Origin of the sequence: Altibacter lentus (assembly GCF_000746845.1) — a bacterium.
Classification (GTDB): Bacteria; Bacteroidota; Bacteroidia; order Flavobacteriales; family Flavobacteriaceae; genus Altibacter; species Altibacter lentus.
On the sequence record NZ_KN050846.1, the window covers coordinates 680,308 to 698,301 of the forward strand.

General features: G+C 42.1%; 19 protein-coding genes. 10 read left to right on the forward strand and 9 right to left on the reverse strand.

Translation table 11 applies throughout. The features are described 5' to 3' along the window. The first annotated feature begins 112 nt into the window (after positions 1-112). On the forward strand, positions 113-955 hold the full coding sequence (locus tag JS40_RS03230; RefSeq protein WP_034258328.1) for an OmpA/MotB family protein: 843 nt from the start codon (positions 113-115) through the stop codon (positions 953-955). A 108-nt stretch (positions 956-1,063) separates the two neighbouring features. Beyond that, a complete protein-coding gene (locus JS40_RS03235) occupies positions 1,064-1,432 on the forward strand; it encodes a hypothetical protein (RefSeq protein ID WP_034258329.1) in 369 nt (122 codons plus the stop codon). 57 nt (positions 1,433-1,489) lie between these two features. Here JS40_RS03235 and JS40_RS03240 read toward each other — a convergent pair whose 3' ends face one another. Further along, positions 1,490-2,209: an SDR family oxidoreductase gene (locus JS40_RS03240; RefSeq protein WP_034258330.1), complete on the reverse strand. Its 720-nt coding sequence runs from the start codon at positions 2,207-2,209 to the stop codon at positions 1,490-1,492. Positions 2,210-2,280: 71 nt separating this feature from the next. Here JS40_RS03240 and JS40_RS03245 point away from each other — a divergent pair, with 71 nt between their 5' ends. Then, complete coding sequence (locus tag JS40_RS03245) at positions 2,281-2,898, forward strand: M15 family metallopeptidase (RefSeq protein ID WP_034258332.1); 618 nt, start codon at positions 2,281-2,283, stop codon at positions 2,896-2,898. Between the two features lie 2 nt (positions 2,899-2,900). On the opposite strand, the gene JS40_RS03250 is transcribed toward JS40_RS03245, so the two are convergent. After that, on the reverse strand, positions 2,901-3,842 hold the full coding sequence (locus JS40_RS03250; protein ID WP_051957481.1) for a mechanosensitive ion channel family protein: 942 nt from the start codon (positions 3,840-3,842) through the stop codon (positions 2,901-2,903). A gap of 88 nt (positions 3,843-3,930) precedes the next feature. On the opposite strand from JS40_RS03250, the gene JS40_RS03255 reads away from it, so the two are divergent. The 3 genes from JS40_RS03255 to JS40_RS03265 are packed head-to-tail and all read left to right on the forward strand — an operon-like array spanning position 3,931 to position 6,643. Further along, complete coding sequence (locus JS40_RS03255; RefSeq protein ID WP_051957482.1) at positions 3,931-4,245, forward strand: DUF3817 domain-containing protein; 315 nt, start codon at positions 3,931-3,933, stop codon at positions 4,243-4,245. Continuing rightward, positions 4,245-5,519, forward strand: coding sequence for a mechanosensitive ion channel family protein (locus JS40_RS03260; RefSeq protein WP_034258334.1), 1,275 nt, complete (start codon positions 4,245-4,247; stop codon positions 5,517-5,519). Before JS40_RS03255 ends, JS40_RS03260 begins: the two co-directional genes overlap by 1 nt. 47 nt (positions 5,520-5,566) lie before the next feature. Further along, positions 5,567-6,643, forward strand: coding sequence for an endonuclease/exonuclease/phosphatase family protein (locus JS40_RS03265; RefSeq protein WP_034258335.1), 1,077 nt, complete (start codon positions 5,567-5,569; stop codon positions 6,641-6,643). On the opposite strand, the gene JS40_RS03270 is transcribed toward JS40_RS03265, so the two are convergent. Then, positions 6,644-7,531, reverse strand: a complete 888-nt coding sequence (locus JS40_RS03270; protein ID WP_034258336.1) for a DUF72 domain-containing protein — start codon at positions 7,529-7,531, stop codon at positions 6,644-6,646. A 129-nt stretch (positions 7,532-7,660) separates the two neighbouring features. On the opposite strand from JS40_RS03270, the gene JS40_RS03275 reads away from it, so the two are divergent. Both JS40_RS03275 and JS40_RS03280 read left to right on the forward strand, forming a co-directional pair. Next, a complete protein-coding gene (locus JS40_RS03275; protein WP_034258338.1) occupies positions 7,661-8,413 on the forward strand; it encodes a LolA-like protein in 753 nt (250 codons plus the stop codon). 64 nt (positions 8,414-8,477) lie between these two features. After that, positions 8,478-11,570, forward strand: coding sequence for a WD40/YVTN/BNR-like repeat-containing protein (locus JS40_RS03280; protein ID WP_034258339.1), 3,093 nt, complete (start codon positions 8,478-8,480; stop codon positions 11,568-11,570). A gap of 49 nt (positions 11,571-11,619) precedes the next feature. Here the strand turns inward: JS40_RS03280 and JS40_RS03285 are convergent, their stop codons facing one another. Continuing rightward, on the reverse strand, positions 11,620-12,981 hold the full coding sequence (locus tag JS40_RS03285) for an NAD-dependent succinate-semialdehyde dehydrogenase (protein ID WP_034258341.1): 1,362 nt from the start codon (positions 12,979-12,981) through the stop codon (positions 11,620-11,622). Between the two features lie 154 nt (positions 12,982-13,135). Here JS40_RS03285 and JS40_RS03290 point away from each other — a divergent pair, with 154 nt between their 5' ends. Beyond that, the gene (locus JS40_RS03290) at positions 13,136-13,543 is read left to right on the forward strand and encodes a hypothetical protein (RefSeq protein ID WP_034258343.1); all 408 of its coding nucleotides are present in this window, start codon (positions 13,136-13,138) and stop codon (positions 13,541-13,543) included. Here the strand turns inward: JS40_RS03290 and JS40_RS03295 are convergent. The 3 genes from JS40_RS03295 to JS40_RS03305 all read right to left on the reverse strand — a co-directional run bounded on the left by JS40_RS03295 (position 13,520) and on the right by JS40_RS03305 (position 15,703). Continuing rightward, positions 13,520-14,251 (reverse strand): DUF3307 domain-containing protein, encoded by a 732-nt coding sequence (locus JS40_RS03295; RefSeq protein ID WP_034258345.1) that lies wholly within the window; start codon positions 14,249-14,251, stop codon positions 13,520-13,522. The genes JS40_RS03290 and JS40_RS03295 overlap by 24 nt on opposite strands. Then, positions 14,248-14,916, reverse strand: coding sequence for a hypothetical protein (locus JS40_RS03300; protein WP_034258347.1), 669 nt, complete (start codon positions 14,914-14,916; stop codon positions 14,248-14,250). The genes JS40_RS03295 and JS40_RS03300 overlap by 4 nt, the downstream gene beginning before the upstream one ends. A 109-nt stretch (positions 14,917-15,025) precedes the next feature. Then, the gene (locus JS40_RS03305) at positions 15,026-15,703 is read right to left on the reverse strand and encodes a DUF2461 domain-containing protein (RefSeq protein ID WP_034258349.1); all 678 of its coding nucleotides are present in this window, start codon (positions 15,701-15,703) and stop codon (positions 15,026-15,028) included. A gap of 74 nt (positions 15,704-15,777) precedes the next feature. Between JS40_RS03305 and JS40_RS03310 the strand changes: the two genes are divergently transcribed. Further along, the gene (locus JS40_RS03310) at positions 15,778-16,209 is read left to right on the forward strand and encodes a hypothetical protein (RefSeq protein WP_034262011.1); all 432 of its coding nucleotides are present in this window, start codon (positions 15,778-15,780) and stop codon (positions 16,207-16,209) included. A gap of 49 nt (positions 16,210-16,258) precedes the next feature. Here JS40_RS03310 and corA read toward each other — a convergent pair whose 3' ends face one another. Together corA and hisIE are read right to left on the reverse strand one after the other, a co-directional pair. Then, a complete protein-coding gene (corA, locus tag JS40_RS03315) occupies positions 16,259-17,347 on the reverse strand; it encodes a magnesium/cobalt transporter CorA (protein WP_034258351.1) in 1,089 nt (362 codons plus the stop codon). A gap of 42 nt (positions 17,348-17,389) precedes the next feature. Further along, on the reverse strand, positions 17,390-17,989 hold the full coding sequence (gene hisIE / locus JS40_RS03320) for a bifunctional phosphoribosyl-AMP cyclohydrolase/phosphoribosyl-ATP diphosphatase HisIE (protein WP_034258353.1): 600 nt from the start codon (positions 17,987-17,989) through the stop codon (positions 17,390-17,392). Between the last annotated feature and the right edge of the window lie 5 nt (positions 17,990-17,994).

The window sequence follows — 17,994 nt, forward strand, 5'->3', positions numbered from 1 at the left end:
AACAGTGTGCCCCGATCTTAAGGCTTATTTAACAAAACAATGGGATTTCATAAAGAATATTTTGGTGCCACTTGTACCTACCTTTGTCATACAAACCTAAAAACTTAGTAAAATGAAAAAATTAATTGCACTAACCCTGCTCTCCGGGGTATTTCTTACCACGTCCTGTGTTTCGAAAAAAAAGTACGTTGAATTAGAAGGTCAGTATAACGACACTCGCTCTACTCTGGCTAAAACGCAACTTGAAAAAGAAGAGATTGAAGCGAAGTACGCCAAGATCGAAGAACGTGTTGCCAGTTATAACGCGAAGATCCAATCTCTTACCGACAGCAACAACAACCGACTTCAACAGTATGAGAATGTTGTCATCTCTAACGACGATAAAGAGAAAATGAAGCAAGCATTGGCGAATGTGGACCAGTCTGAATTAGCCAAGGCGGAAACGCTTGAGGATTCTATGAATCTTATTATTTCTTACAATCTGAAAAAGAACCTTGACAATAGTCTGGTTGCTGAAGGTGAAGAGGATGATATACAGATCGACATCGATGAAACGGTAGTTATGATCACTATTTCAGACAAACTTTTGTTCAAATCTGGAAGTTATCGCGTGAACCCAGATGCGAATAAGTTGCTAGAGCGTCTTGCCAATGTGATCAACAGTGAGCCTGCCTTAGAAGTAATGGTAGAAGGTCACACCGATTCGCAAACCGTGAAAGAAGGGTCATACATTAAAGATAACTGGGATCTTAGTGTTGAACGCTCTACGGCAGTAATTCGAATCCTTCAAGAGAAGTACGGAGTTGAACCTGAGAAATTGATCGCAGCTGGCAGAAGTAGTTTTCATCCCCTAACCGAAAACGAAACCAAAGAAGGGCGTGCGACAAACAGAAGAACACGAATCGTAATATTACCTAACTTAGATAAGTTCTTGGCCTTGCTTTCTGCCAATTAAAAGAAAGTAAACAACTATTCGGAAAGCGACTCAAAAGAGTCGCTTTTTTTTTTTTGTAAAACCAATTACTGAAAATACTATATTTATAGTATAGGTAATTGAATCTCTATGAAGACACTACTCATCACTGAATATTATGATCTTACCTTCTCTGATACATATGCGATCATAAAGGTAAAACCAGGCGTGCACTTTGATCTTAAAATTACCAACGAATTGCGCCGCAAACTCCGAAATCATTATAAGAATCGACCTATCGTACTAATTGCAGACAGGGAAAATGATCATGGTATTGACTTCAATATCTACAAACAGAACCGACTCAAAAACACCCAAGCTTTGGCGATTGTTTCACGCAATCAAGCCGAACGAGAAAGAGCCATGCAGGAACAAGAGATTTTCGACAAGAGTTTTGCCTTTTTTGAACGATTAGAGGATGCAGAGAATTGGGCAATATCTTTTTCACTGTCTAAGTAATCATAGCGTGTAAACGCTATCTAGCAAAACATAGTACCCATTAAAATTTCCTATTTCTTAACCGTTGGACGGCTTGGTAGGGCGTACTTCAATCTTGCTGGGTAAGGTACGCGGATGCATCGTTAGCAAATCGACCACTAATTTTCCAATATCTTCTATTTGGATCTTCCATGAATCTCCCGCATCCGGTTCATTCCCGTTAAAATGAGTAGCGACAGATCCGGGCATGATGGTACTTACCTTAACTTCGTGTTTACGGAGATCCAGCATGGCTGCCTGTGAAAAACCGGTAAGGCCAAACTTACTGGCATTGTAAGCAGCACCACCAGAAAAGAAATTGGTCCCTGCCAAACTGCTAATACTTATAAAATAACCTTTATTTTTCTTTAATTGATCCACCGTAGCCTTGAGTGTAAAGAATGGACCGGTTAGGTTGGTCTCTATAGTCTCCTTCCATTGTTCTTCAGTAAGATCTTCTACGGTTGCGAAATGTCCTAAACCGGCATTTGCTATAACAATGTCTAGGTGCCCAAACGAGTTGACAATTTTTTGAACGGCCTGTTCTTGACTTTTAAGACTGCGTACGTCTGCCGCAAGTCCCAACGCAGTGCCATTTGATTCACGCTGCAAGGTTTCTGCTGCTTTTTGTGTTGAGCCCACTTCACGTCCGGTGATCGCTACCTTTACTCCTTCCTTTAAGAGGGCTTGGGCGATTCCGTAGCCTATTCCTTTAGTGCCTCCGGTGATAAGTGCTGTTTTTCCTTCTAGTCTTTGCATTTTTCTTCTTTTTTTCAAAGTTACAAAGGGTGTTTTCAATTCTTATTAATTAATCCTTAAATTTAAGGACGATGAGGACAGTACTTTACCTTGCCATTGGGGTTCTAATTTTAGGTTTTTCTTCGGAAGAAATTACCCAAGAACCGTTGGTGGACCTTTCTGAACTTTCTTCTGAATTCTCCTATGAAATACGATATGCCACCCCCGATAATTTTATTGGTGAAACGCTGTACGACTGTGCTGTTTGCTTGTTGCGTCCGGAAGTAGCAGAAGCATTACTACGCGCCAATCAGTATTTCTGCGAACAAGGATACCGAATCAAGATCTACGACTGCTATAGACCGCTGGACGTTCAGAAGAAAATGTGGGCCAAGGTTCCGCGTCCAACCTATGTCGCCAATCCGTATGGGAACAGCTCCATCCACAACAAAGCAGCCGCCGTGGATATCACCTTAGAGACCCTGGACGGGTGTTTTGTGGATATGGGGAGCGACTACGATTTCTTTGGTCGTGCCGCCCATATAGATAATTATAACTTTTCAGAAGAGATCCTGTTCCATCGAAAGCTGCTTATTGAAGGTATGCGAGCGCATGGCTTCCAGACCATTCGAACCGAATGGTGGCATTTCAGCTATCAAAAGAATTGGAACTTTAAAACCTTGAACACTCCCCTGCCTTGCCCAAAATAGGTTTACTCCTTAGAAGTGTCTTTTGGCAATAAAGGTGTTTCATCACGAGGGTCTTTACGAACACGCAACGGGATATCTTCTTCATTCCCATACAATTTAAGCTCGGTGATATCTGCCGGTAAGTTGAAGCCGGCTTCACTAAGGGCTTCCTTCACTTTTTTGATCACGATCCCACGCAATACGCGAGATGATTTTCGGTAATCTAATGTTTCCACCCAAAAGAAAATCTTAAGGTTCACTGTAGAGGCTGCAAGCTCGTCCTCGATCACAAAATTCTCATGTTCATTATCCTGAACGATTCCGTCATGATGTTTCAATATTTCATAAATAAGCTGTTTGGCAGCCTCAATATCATCCTCATACCCTATTCCTACTACAAAATCGACACGATAAAACCCATCGGCTGTATAGTTTTCTACGGGTTTGGTCAAAACGTCGCTATTAGGAATGTAAATATCCCTACCATCGGTTGTTTTAATATGTGTGTATCTAAAATTAAGTGCCTTCACTTTCCCAAACATTTCTTCAATCTTAATAGTATCATTTATGCTGAAAGGTCTGTTAAAAGCTAATATGATCCCCGCCAGAAAGTTCTTACCGATATCCTGAAAAGCGAATCCTAAAATAATGGCGGCACCACCGGCAGCCGTTAAAACCCCTGTGGCGATCCCACTCAGTCCTGCAACCTGAAGGGCGATCATGACCGCTATTAAAATGAGGATAATCTTTATAGCCTGCGCCAGAAATCGGGCCATTAGCGGGTCTGTAGCACGCTTTAGGATCCTTCGCCTATAGAAATTAGTGATCAATTGCGCTATCAAGATTCCCGCTACTATTATAAAGATCGCAAGGGCAATACGTGGAAGTACCGCTAAAAACTTATCGTAATAAGATTCGATTGAACGTGTGATGGTTTCGGTCGGAGACGTATCTTGTATTATCATAGAGGATCGTTAGGTTTTTAAAGATACCACCCTGTGCGCCTTCTCAAAAACTTATTTTCTATAAAATATTCTTAAAATTTATCTAGCTATGCGAGTTGCTGTATCTTTGCAGCAAAATTTTTTCGTGGACATTTCAGTAAAAGCATTTAAAATAATTAGTACGCTCGAGGCCATTTCGTTCCTGGTCCTATTAGGCATCGCTATGCCGCTTAAATACATTTGGGATCTTCCGCAGATGGTACAGATCGTTGGAATGGCGCACGGAGTTCTTTTTATTTTGTACCTCATTGGAGCCTATTTTATGTATGAAAAACTACAATGGTCTGTACGAACCTTACTTATTGTCATGGGCTGTTCGGTGATCCCATTCGGACCGTTCTATGTAGAAAAAAAGTACTTATAATGGACAAAGAAACAATTATTGAGTACAGTTGTATCCTTCAAAATGTTTTCATTAACGAAGGTATGAATCCTGCCTTGGCAACCGCACTAAATACGCTTATAAATATCGTAATTGTAAGCGCTGTTGTTTTTATCTTAGACATTATTGTAAGGAAATTCATCGTTCAGGCGTTTAAAGCCTTCAGTGTAAAAACGAAAACAAGCTTTGACGACTATCTGGTACAAAGTAACTTCCCGCGTTTTATTGCACATTTTGTTCCCTTGGCGGTGGTTTGGTACCTCGCTCCTATCATTCTGTTAGAGTATCCTTTTATACAGAGTATTGCACTGGTGGCTATCAATATCTATTTGGTTATTTTATGTGCTCTCGTAGTGCGAAGTGTCTTGCGGACCACACGTAATTATCTTCAAGGGAAAGAAAGGTACAACGACAAACCTCTGGACAGTTATATACAAGTGATGATGATCTTTGTATGGGGTATCTGCTTGTTCCTCATCATCAATCAGCTCACCGGCTATTCGGTGACAAGTTTGGCTACGCTGGGGGCTGCTTCGGCAGTGATCCTGCTTATTTTCAAGGATACCATATTAGGCTTTGTGGCCAGTATTCAAGTTTCGGTGAATGATATCGTTCGTATTGGCGATTGGATCACATTCAGCAAATATGGTGCTGACGGATATGTGACAGAGATCAACCTTGCCACGGTTCGTGTTCAAAATTTCGATAACACCTTTACAACCATTCCAACCTATAGTCTTATTGCAGATTCGTTCCAGAACTGGCGCGGCATGCAGGAATCCAAAGGGCGCCGAATAAAAAGATCGATCCATATCAAGCAGAATTCGATCAAGTTCCTTTCTGCCGAAGAACTTGAGGATCTTAAGAAGATACAGCTTATAAAACCTTATATCGAACACCGGCAGCGTGACGTTGAAAAATACAATCGTTTGGTCGAAGCCGATAAGAGTTTGCTCATCAACGGCAGGAATCAAACCAACCTCGGGATTTTTAGAAAATACGCAGATGCCTTACTGCATGAGAATCCGGCCATCAACAAAGATCTGTTTTTAATGGTGCGACATTTAGCTCCTACCGATAAAGGGATCCCCATTGAGATCTTTTGCTTTAGTTATGATAAGAACTGGGAAAACTACGAACACATTCAGGCCGATATCTTCGACCATCTTTTGGCTGCCGTCCCCTACTTTGGATTAGAGGTATTTGAGTCTCCATCGGGGAGTGATCTCAATAAAATCCTGTTAAAGTCACCTTGATTCTAGAAAGTGTTGGGTATCTTTAAACCAACCAACCTTAAAAACCTATGTCTCTAAAGCCCGTGCTCCAAATTATTGGAGCGGTTGCTGTTGTTTTAACACTCATTCCATTGATCGCCATGGATTATTGGTGGATACGAATGTTCGACTTTCCGCACATACAACTCACCATACTTACAATGGTCGCGCTTATCACCTATTTTATGCGATTTGATATAAAGCTTTGGCAAGATTATGCCTTTGTAAGTGTTCTAATTGGCTGCTTTGTTTTTCAATATCTCAAGATTCATTCATATATGCCGTACGCTTCAGAAGAAGTTTTAGCCGCCACCAACGAAACACCAGATCTGGAATTAAAGCTCTACACTGCCAATGTCTTTCAGAAAAATAAAAAAACACAGCTCCTCATGGATGATATTAAGGCGAAGGACCCTGATATCCTTCTGCTTGTAGAAACCAACGCACGATGGCGTAATGCGATCGTAAAAGATCTGCCTTCAGAATACAATCACCGTGTGGAAGTGCCGTTGGACAATACTTACGGGATGTTGTTGTATTCCAAGTTAAAGCTCGTAGCCCCCACAGTGCACTATTTGGTGGACGACAGTATTCCTTCCATTCACAGCAAGGTGGTGCTTCGCTCCGGGGATAGCGTGCAATTGTATACCATCCATCCTACCCCTCCCATGCCGCAGCACAACCCCAGTTCTTCAGACCGCGATGCGGAGATGATGAAGATCGCTAATTTTTCGCGTGAATCGAAACTGGCGGTGATCGTTTTGGGGGATTTTAACGATGTCGCCTGGTCTGCAACTACCGAACTCTTTCAAAATGTAGGAGAATTGTTGGATGTACGTCGCGGACGAGGTTTCTTTAATACCTTTAATGCCAACAACCCCATTCTTCGGTGGCCGTTAGACCACGTTTTTATCTCTTCGGAATTTCGGCTGAAGGAGATACAATTGGGAGCCGATATTAATTCGGACCATTTTCCTACCTATACAAATCTTACGTACGAGCCAGATAAAAAGGCTGAGCAGCAACCAAAGCCACCTTCTGAAGAACAACTGAAACGCGCTAAGGAACAGGCGAACGGGGTTCAAAAAGTGGAATTGGACATGTAGCTAGACCTTTGTAGCGATCGAATCCATGACCGGAATATGAAGCGAAGTACCAAAGCGATGGTTTGCCTTTTCAATAAAATAGGCTGCTAGTAAGGGGGATGCTTTTTCCACATTTTGGTGCACGAAGAAATAAATGTGCTGCAATCCCATTTTTACCCAAGCTTCCAGCCGGTCGATCCAGTCATCAAGTCGGCCGTAATCACTCTTATGGTTTGCACCATTATAACGAATAAAAGCCGAATCACTCGTCATTCGCATGTGCAGCAGATCGCGCCGTCCGGCGGTATCGACAATGATGTTTGTCACTTTGTATTGCTCTAAAATGGCGTACAGTTCACTGGCTACGTTGGGGTCGTTGAACCAATCGGTATGTCTAAATTCAACCGCTATTTTAATATCACTAGGAAGCGCTTCAAAAAAACCGGGTAGCCGGTCGATATCTTTGGGTGAAAAGTTATTGTGCATTTGCAAAAAGGGCATTTGTAATTTCTCTTTAAGGTTCGAGACATGGAGTATATACTCGTTAAGGTACACTTCAAAATCGTTGAGCCGTTTCCAATGGCTTACCCCTTGAAAGACCTTGGGAAAGAATCGGAAATCCGAAGGTGTCTTTTCATACCACCTTGCAAAGGTCTCCACCGGAAAAATTCGATAAAAGGTCGCGTTAAGTTCGATGCTGTTAAACTGAGTGGAATAGTACTGTAATTCATTTTTAGTTCCTCTGGGATAAAATCCTTTTAGGTCGGCACGATTCCATTTGGCACATCCCACGTAAAGTGATGGCTTTTCTATTGGGATGTATTCTGAAAGTTTTTTACCGGTACCTGCGTGATCGGCCGGTAGCGTAAAATCGATCTCGGCAGGGTTCTGGACTTTTCCGAAGTTCATGATGAGGCCATTTTTTATAAAGATAGGGAATGTAGTATGTTAAAATTCAGAAAAAAAAGAAAGCGGGTGTAACAGAAAAGTAAGAATTGAGACTTACCTTTACGTAAACGTAAACCTAAAAAGAACGACATGAAGACATTACAACTTTTTATACTTGCTTTCCTATTTGTAGCAATCGCACCTCTCAGTGCACAATCCGCTGATGAGATCATAGCAAATTATCTTGAAAATACCGGAGGAGCTGAGAACTGGGAAAAGCTTAGCGGTATTGAATTTACCGGAAAAATCAATGTTCAGGGAATGCAATTGCCCATTATTCAGGTGCAAACCAAATCGGGTAAACAAATGATGAAAGCCGATGTACAGGGCCAAACTTTTTATCAGGAAGTATACGATGGTGAAACCCTTTGGGGAACCAACCAAATGACGATGGCTGCCGAAAAGAGCGACGCCGAAACGACCAACAATTTTAAGAATAATCTCAATGACTTCCCGGATCCTTTCTTGAATTACAAAGATAAGAACTACACCGTCGAGCTCATTGGAAACGAAACTATCGAAGGCACTGAGACCTATAAGATAAAATTGGTAAAAGAACCTATCATGGTAGACGGGAATGAAGTGGAAGATGTAAGCTATTATTATTTCGATACTGAAAATTTTGTTCCTATTGTAGTAGAAGAGGAAATTACTCAAGGCCCAGGAAAAGGGATGATGGCTCAGGTTAAGTTTAGTGATTATCAAGAAGTGGACGGGTTGTATTTCCCATTCGCTATTGTTCAGGGAGTAAAGGACCAGCCCGGCATGCAGATCACACTTACTGAAATTAAACTGAATCCGGATATCGACGACACTATGTTTTCCTATCCAGAAGAAAAATAACTGTTAACCACCTTACGAAACCCCATCCTTATATGGGGTTTTTTTTTACCTAAAACCAACTTAAATGAAAAGAATACTCATTGCATTACTAGGCCTTGCCCTTCTCCCTATTGCTACCGAAGCTCAGGAGATCGCATTAAAAGGAAAAGAACTGTTTGGCGACATGAATGCGCGCCACATTGGACCCGCTCTTATGAGTGGACGTATCAACGACATGGAAACACATCCCACCAATCCAAGGATTCTTTATGCAGGTGCCGCCGGAGGTGGTGTCTGGAAGTCCAGCGACGGGGGTGCCACCTTTGTTCCTATTTTCGATAATCATGTACAATCTATTGGCGCAGTTGCGCTCGATCCAAAAAAACCCGATGAGGTCATCTGGGTGGGTACAGGAGAAACTTGGACCCGTAATTCGGTATCTATTGGAGACGGTTTATATAAGTCTACCGATGGAGGAAATAACTGGAAAGAAATTCCCGGTTTTGAGAACAGTGAACGTATTGCTTCTGTTGTGATCAATCCAAATAATACAGACGAAGTATATGTGGGCGTGCTTGGTGCACTTTGGAGCGATAGCGAGGATCGCGGGGTCTACAAAACGACCGATGGCGGAAAAACCTGGAATAAGATTCTCTATGTGGATGGTTCTACCGGAGCGGCAGATGTGATCATGGACCCAAAGAACCCTTCAACACTGTATGCCTCCATGTGGCAATTTCGAAGAACAGGCTGGGGATTCAATTCCGGGGGAGAAAACAGTGCCTTATATAAATCAACCGATGCAGGAAAGACCTGGAACAAGATACACAACGGGTTCCCAAAGGGGAAATTGGGTCGCATTGCGATCGCTGTAGCGCCCAGTAATCCAGCCATTCTCTATTCTGTGCTTGAAACAGAAGACCCAAAGAAGAATGGATTATGGCGTTCTTCCAATGCAGGTGAGAGCTGGGAACATTTGAACAATGATTTTGGGCTCGTCGTTCGTCCGTTCTACTTCAGCCGCATCACCGTCGATCCTAAGGATCCGGATGTAGTTGTAAAGGGAGGATTGACAGGTTCCATTAGTCGCGACGGAGGAAAGACATTCAAAAATCTCGGGAATATGCACAGTGACATTCACGATATCGTTTTCGACATCAACAACAGCGATATTATCTATGCCGGTACAGACGGAGGCGTCTACCGCTCGTGGAACGGAGGTACAACTTTTGAAATTGTCGAAAACCTTCCGCTTTCTCAATTCTACCACATTAGTGTGGACGATGCAGAACCTTATAACGTTTATGGAGGACTTCAGGACAACGGTTCTTGGTACGGGCCTTCCTCAGCTCCGGGTGGTGTGACCGCCAGAGATTGGAACAGTGTGGGCTATGGTGACGGCTTTCGGGTATTAAAACATCCTACCAAGAATATTATCTATTCTGAAATGCAAGGCGCAGATAATGTCTGGCGATACGACGTTGATAAGAACAGAACAAAGACCATTCAACCCCTTCCGAAGAAAGGTGATGTAAAACTGCGTTTCAACTGGAATGCTCCTATGGCTGTGAGTGCTCATGTCCCCGATCGTTTTTATATGGGAAGTCAGTTCGTTCATAAATCGGACGACATGGGGGACACGTGGACGATCATCTCTCCCGACCTTACCACCAACGATCCTAAGAAACAGGATCAGGCGAAATCCGGTGGACTTTCAGTAGATAACAGCGGCGCAGAGAATCACACGACCATCTTTACCATTGCAGAATCTCCCCTGGATCAAAACATCCTATGGGTTGGCACGGACGACGGCAATGTACAGGTCACCACCGATGGCGGAAAGAACTGGAGCAATGTCACTCCTAATCTTATTGGTATCCCTGCAAACACCTGGGTGTATCATATTGAAGCAAGTGTTCATGGAAAAGGGACCGCCTATGCCGTATTCGATGGCCATACCAGCGGCGACATGAAACCATACGCACTAAAGACAACAGACTATGGAAAAACTTGGAAATCGATCATTAGTGATGATATTCAAGAGAATGCCTTTGTAAGAAACATTCAAGAAGATTATAAAAACGAGGATTTGCTTTTCTTAGGCACTGAAATGGGTCTGTATGTTACTATAGACGGAGGCGCCAATTGGTCGCATTTTACAAATAACATGCCTCCCGTTGCGGTTCACTTTATCGATCTTCAAAAACAAACCAACGATCTGGTTATGGGAACGCATGGTCGTGGGGTGATCATTATTGACGATATCAGTCCGTTGCGAGAACTGGATCAAACAGTTTTAGCAAAAGATGTTCATTTCTTTAAAACGGAACCCTTCACTATGACAGAAGGAAGCGGATTCTCAGGAAGTTTTGGTGCCGAAACACAATTTGTTGGTGCCAACAAAAGCAACGCTGCGCGCATTGTATACTACCTTCAGAAACGACATACCTTCGGAAAAATGACCATGGAAATTCAGGATATGGAAGGAAACACCCTTACAACACTTTCTCCTGGAAAATCTAAAGGGATCAATGTAGTAAACTGGGGCTTTAATACAGTAGCACCCAAAATGGCCGAAGGTAAAACGCTTTCATTTGGCGGGTTTACAGCACCAAGAGTTCCCGCCGGAACATATAAGGTTGTTCTTACCAAAGGCAAGGACACCTATACACACACCATTGATGTAGTTTATGATGAAGATTCGCTAGGTACGCTGGCAGAGCGTAAAGAGCAAGAGGAGCTTACCAATACGCTGTATACTATGGTGGAAGACCTTGCGTATATGGTGCATGAGATCACGGCAACACAAGAAAAAGCACAAGATGTCATTGCCAATCATCCAAAAGGAAAAAAAGACGCCCAAAAACTCTACGATGCGCTGGAATCCCTTCGGAAAGACCTTGTGATCACCACCGGAGACAACTATGTGGCATCTGCCGAGCCTGAACTTAGAGAGCGCATGGGCGCTTTATATAGCAATGTAGCCACCAGTTACGATCGTGTTTCAGGAGCTTTAAAGCAGAATTTCGAACTTATTTCCGAAGATTTTGAAGCAGCAAAGCAACGGTATGAGAATATCATGAAAAAGGAAGGTGAAAAGTTTATGAACTTTTTAGAAAAGAATGATATGACAAAACCTAGCATTCAACCAAAGGAGGAGTTCTTGAGCAAGGCTTAATCTTTATCAAATTATAATGCAAAACCTCACTTTTTAAGTGAGGTTTTTTTTATTCATTGATATAGATCGTTTTTCGGTTAACAAACTCACGAATACCGTGCTGACTGAGTTCCCTGCCATAACCACTGTCCTTGACTCCACCAAAAGGAAGCCGAGGATCGCTCTTCACCAATTCATTGATGAATACAGCACCCTCTTCAAAGCGGTATGCGATTTTTTCGGCGGCCTCCACGTTCTTTGTAAAAACAGAAACCCCCAATCCGAATTTTGAGTTATTTGAAAGCTCGATCGCTTCATCGATGGACTTAAATGTGGTTACTGCCAAAGCAGGCCCAAATGTCTCTTCTTTGAACACTTTCATTTTGGGCGATACTTCAGTAAGGATGGTTGGTTCAAAATATGCCCTTTGCCGTTTCCCTCCTATTCTAAGTTGGGCGCCCTCTTTTAACGATACATTGACCTGCTCCTCCAGATCCTTTGCAAGGTCCTCTCGGGCCAGTGTTCCTATATATGTCTTTTCGTCCATAGGATCGCCGCTCTTAAGCTCTCTTACCTTTACAAGTAATTTCTCTACGAACACGTCAGCAATGGAAGCATCAATCAGTAAACGTTTTCCTGCAATACAGCTTTGACCCGTATTTTGAAAACGCGCTTGAACGCATATATCTAACGTAGCTTCCATATCACAATCTTTTAAAACCACCAGACTGTTGCTCCCTCCAAGTTCCAGTACCGTCTTTTTAATATTTTTTCCAGCGGTCGCTGCTACTGCTGCTCCCGCCGAAACACTACCCGTAAGCGTCACCGCTTTGATTATAGGATTTTCAATGATTTCTTCTATAGCATCACTTCCTGCAAGTAAAGTAGTAAAACAATGACCGGGGTATCCTGCCCGTTTAAATACTTTTTCAATGTTCAACGCGCTGCCAAATACATTGGAGGCATGTTTCAATACCGCTATATTACCGGCCATAAGTGCAGGAGCCGCAAAACGGAATACTTGCCAGAAGGGGTAGTTCCAGGGCATGACCGCGAGTATGACACCCATGGGCTCGAATGACACGTAGCTCTTCTTGGCATCGGTTTTAATGACTTCATCCTGAAGATGTTTTTCGGTATTTTCGGCGTAGTATTCGCAGACCCATGCACATTTTTCAACCTCAGCAGCGGACTGGGAAATAGGTTTTCCAATTTCCTGCGTTATTGTTTCTGCATACTCTTTAGTATTCTTTTTAAGTTCGGTCGCGGCGGCGAGTAGTAACTTTTTCCGTTCGGCAAAAGATGTTTCCCGCCAAGAAAGGAACCTGTCGCTGGCCTTTTCCAAAATTTCGGAGATTTCAGTTTTGGTATGCGTTTTATAGGATTCTAATTCCTTTCCGGAATACGGATTAACAGAAGTAACTGTGGCCATGTTTTTTGTTTTAAAGTTATATAAACCCTTGTACAACGGGCATCTGATTAAGATTACTTTAACTTGAAAATTGTTGAAAACCACGTTTATAACTATGGCTTTTTTCAGAAAATAGCTACAAAACAATCCTTATTTTTAGTAAAACCCAATTTCTATGGAACCTCGCGATGCCGCCTTGCTGCAATTACGCCCTATTATCAAATCTGCTCAAGTCTTACCCGGAATGTCCACCGACGAATATTTTCAAAACAACACCTTGCGACCTGTAGCCAAACTACAGAACGATCTGTTGGTGGCTGTTTTTAAGAATTATGTGCAGAAGCATAAAAGGGTCTTTTACGACCTTTCTATTGAAAAAAGACTGGATTATATTGAGAATGCCATTCACAAGGACATGAAATTCAGAAATTCCTTAAAAGGGATCATCATTGGACAATTCACACTAGCTGAATACGAAAGTTATATCCGGAATTCTTCAGCCTTGAACAAACGCATGATGAATATCGTAAAAGAACGATTAAAAAGTAATATTCAGTTGTTAGAATACGAGTACGCGCATTAAGAACCCGATAATAATCGTTAGAGCGAAGCTCATGAGCGTGCCTATAAGCACGTATTCGGTTTGTTTTCGTGCGCCGCTCTTGTTCTTATCACTGAATCTTAGAATGGATTTTGCTGCTATCAAAAATCCGATAGCCGAAAAATTATCGCTCAGAATAAAAGTGAGCACAAGAATTCTTTCAAAAATTCCAATGTACCTCCCCGCTTTCTCCAGGCTGGTACGCTCTCCCTCTTTTGCGATCTCTTCCTGCCAGCGTTGCGTTGCTTTACCAATAAGAAACCCAACGGGATAGATCACAATTAGATAGCCGATAAGCACTACCAATACATTGGTTGAAGTAAAAAAGGTGTCTATAAACGGTAACACTTTCGAAAAGGAAGCCGTGAGCCACAGCCAAATAAGAAGCAATACAAAGAGATGTAACAGTTGGTCTATTATAAAATATGAAAGCGAATCTTCTCCTTGGTGCAGCTTCCAAAGATCTATAAAGAAATGAGTCACGCTAATAATGAGGGCTACATACCACAAGGACCAATCTTGTAATAAAAGATACGTGATCCCCCCGGCCAAGAAGGCATGCAGATACAGAAAGGGTGCTTTTGCTTTTTTAAGGCGCTTTTGTTCTATCAATGTCCCCGACTGCAGTACGAAATCGGTGATCACATGGGCTAGTAATAGTTGCAGGGCAAGGATAAGTTGAGGGTTCATGAAAAGTACTTTTTAGTAATCTGTTGATACCTTTGTAAAAGCAATTGGATCTCTTCCCAACCCGCAGCTTTTTTGCGTAAATGGATGGCAGCTTGGCTTCTATCAAGTTCATTTGCGATCTGTTGTTCTGTAAGACCTTTCAGCAAATAAAACACCACCTCTGCCGATGCTGTAGACCAGCGGTTTGTAATGGAGTCCAACAACTTCAAACTTACCTTGAACTCATCATTGATCTCCGGATACGCCGTGGTCAATGCCATTTTCACTCCTTCAGCCTTCATTGCATCGAGGGTTCTTCCCGAGTACTGGAATGCCGGTCCATTACTTTCGGCTAAAGAACCTTTTTGATACTCGGCCTCCCCTATACCTATGGCAATGCGAAGATCGGCCACAGGTGTTTTGGCTTTGGTCGAATGTTTTTCCGCAGTGTACATATTCACTGCCGCTTTAAGTTGTAGCGCTACGGTCAATGCCAGTTCCGGCTGTTCTGTGACCCCTTGAAAACTGTCCCCGCGGTATATTGAGAAGGATATTCCGGATTTTGGATACTGTGTTTCCAAGGATGAGAAAACTGTTTTGATAGCAGCGATTACTTCCAGAAGTACCCCTTTGGGATATTTTGAAGAATTGATAAGATCTCCGCTAAGTATGGCTACTTCCTTCATAGAAAAAGGCGTTACACTTATATTTAATAATAACAAGCATTAAAGCTTATAATTAGCAATAATAAGCAAATAAGCTTATAATTACAAGTAATTTCTGCTTTATTTCAATTTATAGTAATGAAACCCCATTAAGATCGGTCGTTAATACATCGCTCATATAATTGAAATAGGGTCGTAAAAGGCCGTATTGATAAAGCAGGTTCTCTTTAAAATTAGGGTCAACCACCTCCTCGTCAGAAAACGAATGAGTGACAAAATAACTCTTCAAGCGGATGAGATCGATATTGGGATCCTCTTTGCTGAAACCTTTGGGAGCAGTCTTTACGGCATATTCCTGATTAAAACCTCCAAAAGCTTTTTTGAAGTCCTTTTGCTGAAGGATCTTCCGTATTTCTGAAGCGTCCATTTCAAATTCTTTCCGAATTCGCAATAAGTCGCCCGTATTTGGATCAAAAAAACCTCCCGCCATTAAAGAATTTCCGGGCTCCAACCGCAAATAATACCCTCCGCGCCTGTGATCTCCTGCCCTACTAAAGCTTACACTACGGTGTACATTGTAAGGAGTTTTGTCATTACTGAAACGAATATCGCGATTGATACGAAAAATTTTCATTTTTGCGATCTCATCGTTCTTGCTCAACCCTTCCGCCACCGAGCCGTAGAACTTTTTTAAGGCTTGCTCATTTCGCTGATATTCCTTCTTGTGCTCCTGCATCCAATCCCGATGATTGTTTTCTTTCAATTCAGCGAGAAAAGTAAAGGCTTCTTTGGGTACTGTTGGGTTCATCTATTATATTTTGAAACATAAAGATAAATTAAAATATGTACTTTTATGAGATACAACTCTTAAACCAATTGATTATGACTACTCCAACCAAACCCAACACAGGCTTTTGGATCATTGCGATCATCGCACTTATTTGGAACTGTATGGGTATTTTCCAATTCCTTTCTATGACCACGATGAAAGAAGAAATACAGCAGGCAATGACTGTAGAACAAATTGCACTCGTAGACAGTCTGCCTTCATGGTATATCGCAGTATTTGCTGCAGCTGTATTTGGGGGACTCCTAGGCAGTCTGTTCCTTTTACTCCGCAAGCGATGGGCCATCCCATTGTTCCTTATCTCCTTGATCGCAGTGCTGGTTCAAATGTTGTACTGGCTTTTGGCAACTGCCGCCATGGATGTTTATGGCCCTCAAGCTATAGCCATGCCGCTCTTTGTAATAATAGTTGCTATCTTTTTGTATTATTACAGCAAAGGAGCAGCACAAAAAGGGTGGCTGCGATAAGCTCTTCGACCCAATATAAAAAAAGGCTGAAACGTGTTCAGCCTTTTTTTTATAACCATTTCTTTCGTTTAAAATAATAAAGCATCCCAATAAACACTAGGATCATTGCTGCCCACAGATAATAATATCCGTATTTAAAATGAAGCTCGGGCATGTGCTCAAAATTCATACCGTAGATACCAGCCATAAATGTTAGCGGAATAAATATAGAAGCCATGATAGTTAAGACCTTCATTACTTCGTTCATTTTATTGCTAATGGTCGTCATGTACATATCCATGAGGCCCCAGATCATTTCACGGTAGATGTCCACGCTTTCACTTACTTGTATAATATGATCGTAGAGATCGCGAATGTAGTTTTGTGTGCGGTCCTCGATCAAATGAGTATCTGTCTTTTCCAACCGGTTGATGACCTCCCGTAGCGGTACCACAGCCCTCCGAATACGCAGTATTTCCTTCTTAAGGTCTTGGATGTCCTGAGTAATATCATCTTCTATTTTCGCCTCGAACAACAGGTCTTCCAGTTCTTCAATCTTCCCGCTTAGATATTCTATAACACTAAAGTAATTATCTACCACGGCATCTAACAATGCGAACATCAAATAATCGGCTCCCGCATTGCGAATACGGCCCTTGCCATTCTCCAGTCGATCACGTACGCCATCAAAGACATCTCCATCGGCCTCTTGGAAGGTCACCACATAATCTCTTCCCACCACCATGCTCACGTGTTCGTTCACAAATTCTCCATCATCGGTATAATGGAGCATTTTGAACACAATAAATAAATAATCTTCATATTCGTCGATCTTGGGCCGTTGATTGGTGGTAACGATATCCTCTTGTATAAGCGGATGCAGATTGTAATAGTTCCCCAGGCGTTCGATCTCTTCAGTATTGTTTAACCCATTAACATTAATCCATGTAACGTGATTGGTACCTTTGAATTTAAATGCGATCTCTACGTCGGAAGTGTCGATCCTGTCGTAATGGTCCCTCGAATAATCAATGATCTCTAACTTGGTGACCAAGGCTCGCTTCTTCCCTGTATAAGTGACCGTTCCGGGAACTGAATTCTGTACTTTCCTCGGCTTTACTTTTGGGATTCTGATCTTGCGTTTTCGCTTTGCAGCCATATTTTATATTTTATCTTTTTAAAGATAGGAAAACAAATGTATTTATAAATGCCGCTTCTTTAGGGTTTCTTCAATATCTTTCAAACCAAAGCCTTTCGCCTTTAGTAAAATGAGGTAGTGGAATAAGAGATCGGCCCCTTCATTTAAGAAAGCACTAGCATCATCATCTTTTGCCTCGATCACGACCTCCACCGCTTCCTCTCCTACTTTTTGTGCTATTTTATTGATCCCGGACCGAAACAAACTTGATACATACGAATCTTCCTTGTCTACATTCTCCTTTCGATCTTGGATAATGCCTTCCAACGTAGTCAAGAACCCGAACTTAGTCCTGTTTTCCGCTCCCCAACAAGTCCCGGTTCCTGTATGACATACCGGTCCTTTTGGACGTGCCTGAACCAATAATGTATCGGAATCACAATCCACTGCAAGGGAGACGAGCTCTAAAAAATTGCCGGACTCTTCTCCTTTTGTCCACAAGCGTTCCTTGCTTCTGCTGTAAAAAGTAACATGCCCACCCTTTTTGGTTGCTTCGTAGGCTTTTTCATTCATGAAGCCAAGCATTAATACCTGCTGTGTTTCAAAATCTTGTACGATCGCAGGAACAAGTCCGTCTTTGTATTTTTGAAAATCTATTCTCATATCGA

Excerpts from the sequence above, each read along its gene's own strand:
- JS40_RS03260 (WP_034258334.1), top strand. The coding sequence starts at position 4,245 with ATGGACAAAGAAACAATTATTGAGTACAGTTGTATCCTTCAAAATGTT.
- JS40_RS03290 (WP_034258343.1), top strand. The coding sequence starts at position 13,136 with ATGGAACCTCGCGATGCCGCCTTGCTGCAATTACGCCCTATTATCAAA.
- JS40_RS03235 (WP_034258329.1), top strand. The coding sequence starts at position 1,064 with ATGAAGACACTACTCATCACTGAATATTATGATCTTACCTTCTCTGAT.
- JS40_RS03255 (WP_051957482.1), top strand. The coding sequence starts at position 3,931 with ATGCGAGTTGCTGTATCTTTGCAGCAAAATTTTTTCGTGGACATTTCA.
- JS40_RS03310 (WP_034262011.1), top strand. The coding sequence starts at position 15,778 with ATGACTACTCCAACCAAACCCAACACAGGCTTTTGGATCATTGCGATC.
- JS40_RS03240 (WP_034258330.1), bottom strand. The coding sequence starts at position 2,209 with ATGCAAAGACTAGAAGGAAAAACAGCACTTATCACCGGAGGCACTAAA.
- JS40_RS03250 (WP_051957481.1), bottom strand. The coding sequence starts at position 3,842 with ATGATAATACAAGATACGTCTCCGACCGAAACCATCACACGTTCAATC.
- JS40_RS03300 (WP_034258347.1), bottom strand. The coding sequence starts at position 14,916 with ATGAAGGAAGTAGCCATACTTAGCGGAGATCTTATCAATTCTTCAAAA.
- JS40_RS03270 (WP_034258336.1), bottom strand. The coding sequence starts at position 7,531 with ATGAACTTCGGAAAAGTCCAGAACCCTGCCGAGATCGATTTTACGCTA.
- JS40_RS03295 (WP_034258345.1), bottom strand. The coding sequence starts at position 14,251 with ATGAACCCTCAACTTATCCTTGCCCTGCAACTATTACTAGCCCATGTG.
- JS40_RS03280 (WP_034258339.1), top strand. The coding sequence starts at position 8,478 with ATGAAAAGAATACTCATTGCATTACTAGGCCTTGCCCTTCTCCCTATT.
- JS40_RS03265 (WP_034258335.1), top strand. The coding sequence starts at position 5,567 with ATGTCTCTAAAGCCCGTGCTCCAAATTATTGGAGCGGTTGCTGTTGTT.
- JS40_RS03305 (WP_034258349.1), bottom strand. The coding sequence starts at position 15,703 with ATGAACCCAACAGTACCCAAAGAAGCCTTTACTTTTCTCGCTGAATTG.
- JS40_RS03285 (WP_034258341.1), bottom strand. The coding sequence starts at position 12,981 with ATGGCCACAGTTACTTCTGTTAATCCGTATTCCGGAAAGGAATTAGAA.
- JS40_RS03275 (WP_034258338.1), top strand. The coding sequence starts at position 7,661 with ATGAAGACATTACAACTTTTTATACTTGCTTTCCTATTTGTAGCAATC.
- corA (WP_034258351.1), bottom strand. The coding sequence starts at position 17,347 with ATGGCTGCAAAGCGAAAACGCAAGATCAGAATCCCAAAAGTAAAGCCG.
- JS40_RS03245 (WP_034258332.1), top strand. The coding sequence starts at position 2,281 with ATGAGGACAGTACTTTACCTTGCCATTGGGGTTCTAATTTTAGGTTTT.
- hisIE (WP_034258353.1), bottom strand. The coding sequence starts at position 17,989 with ATGAGAATAGATTTTCAAAAATACAAAGACGGACTTGTTCCTGCGATC.
- JS40_RS03230 (WP_034258328.1), top strand. The coding sequence starts at position 113 with ATGAAAAAATTAATTGCACTAACCCTGCTCTCCGGGGTATTTCTTACC.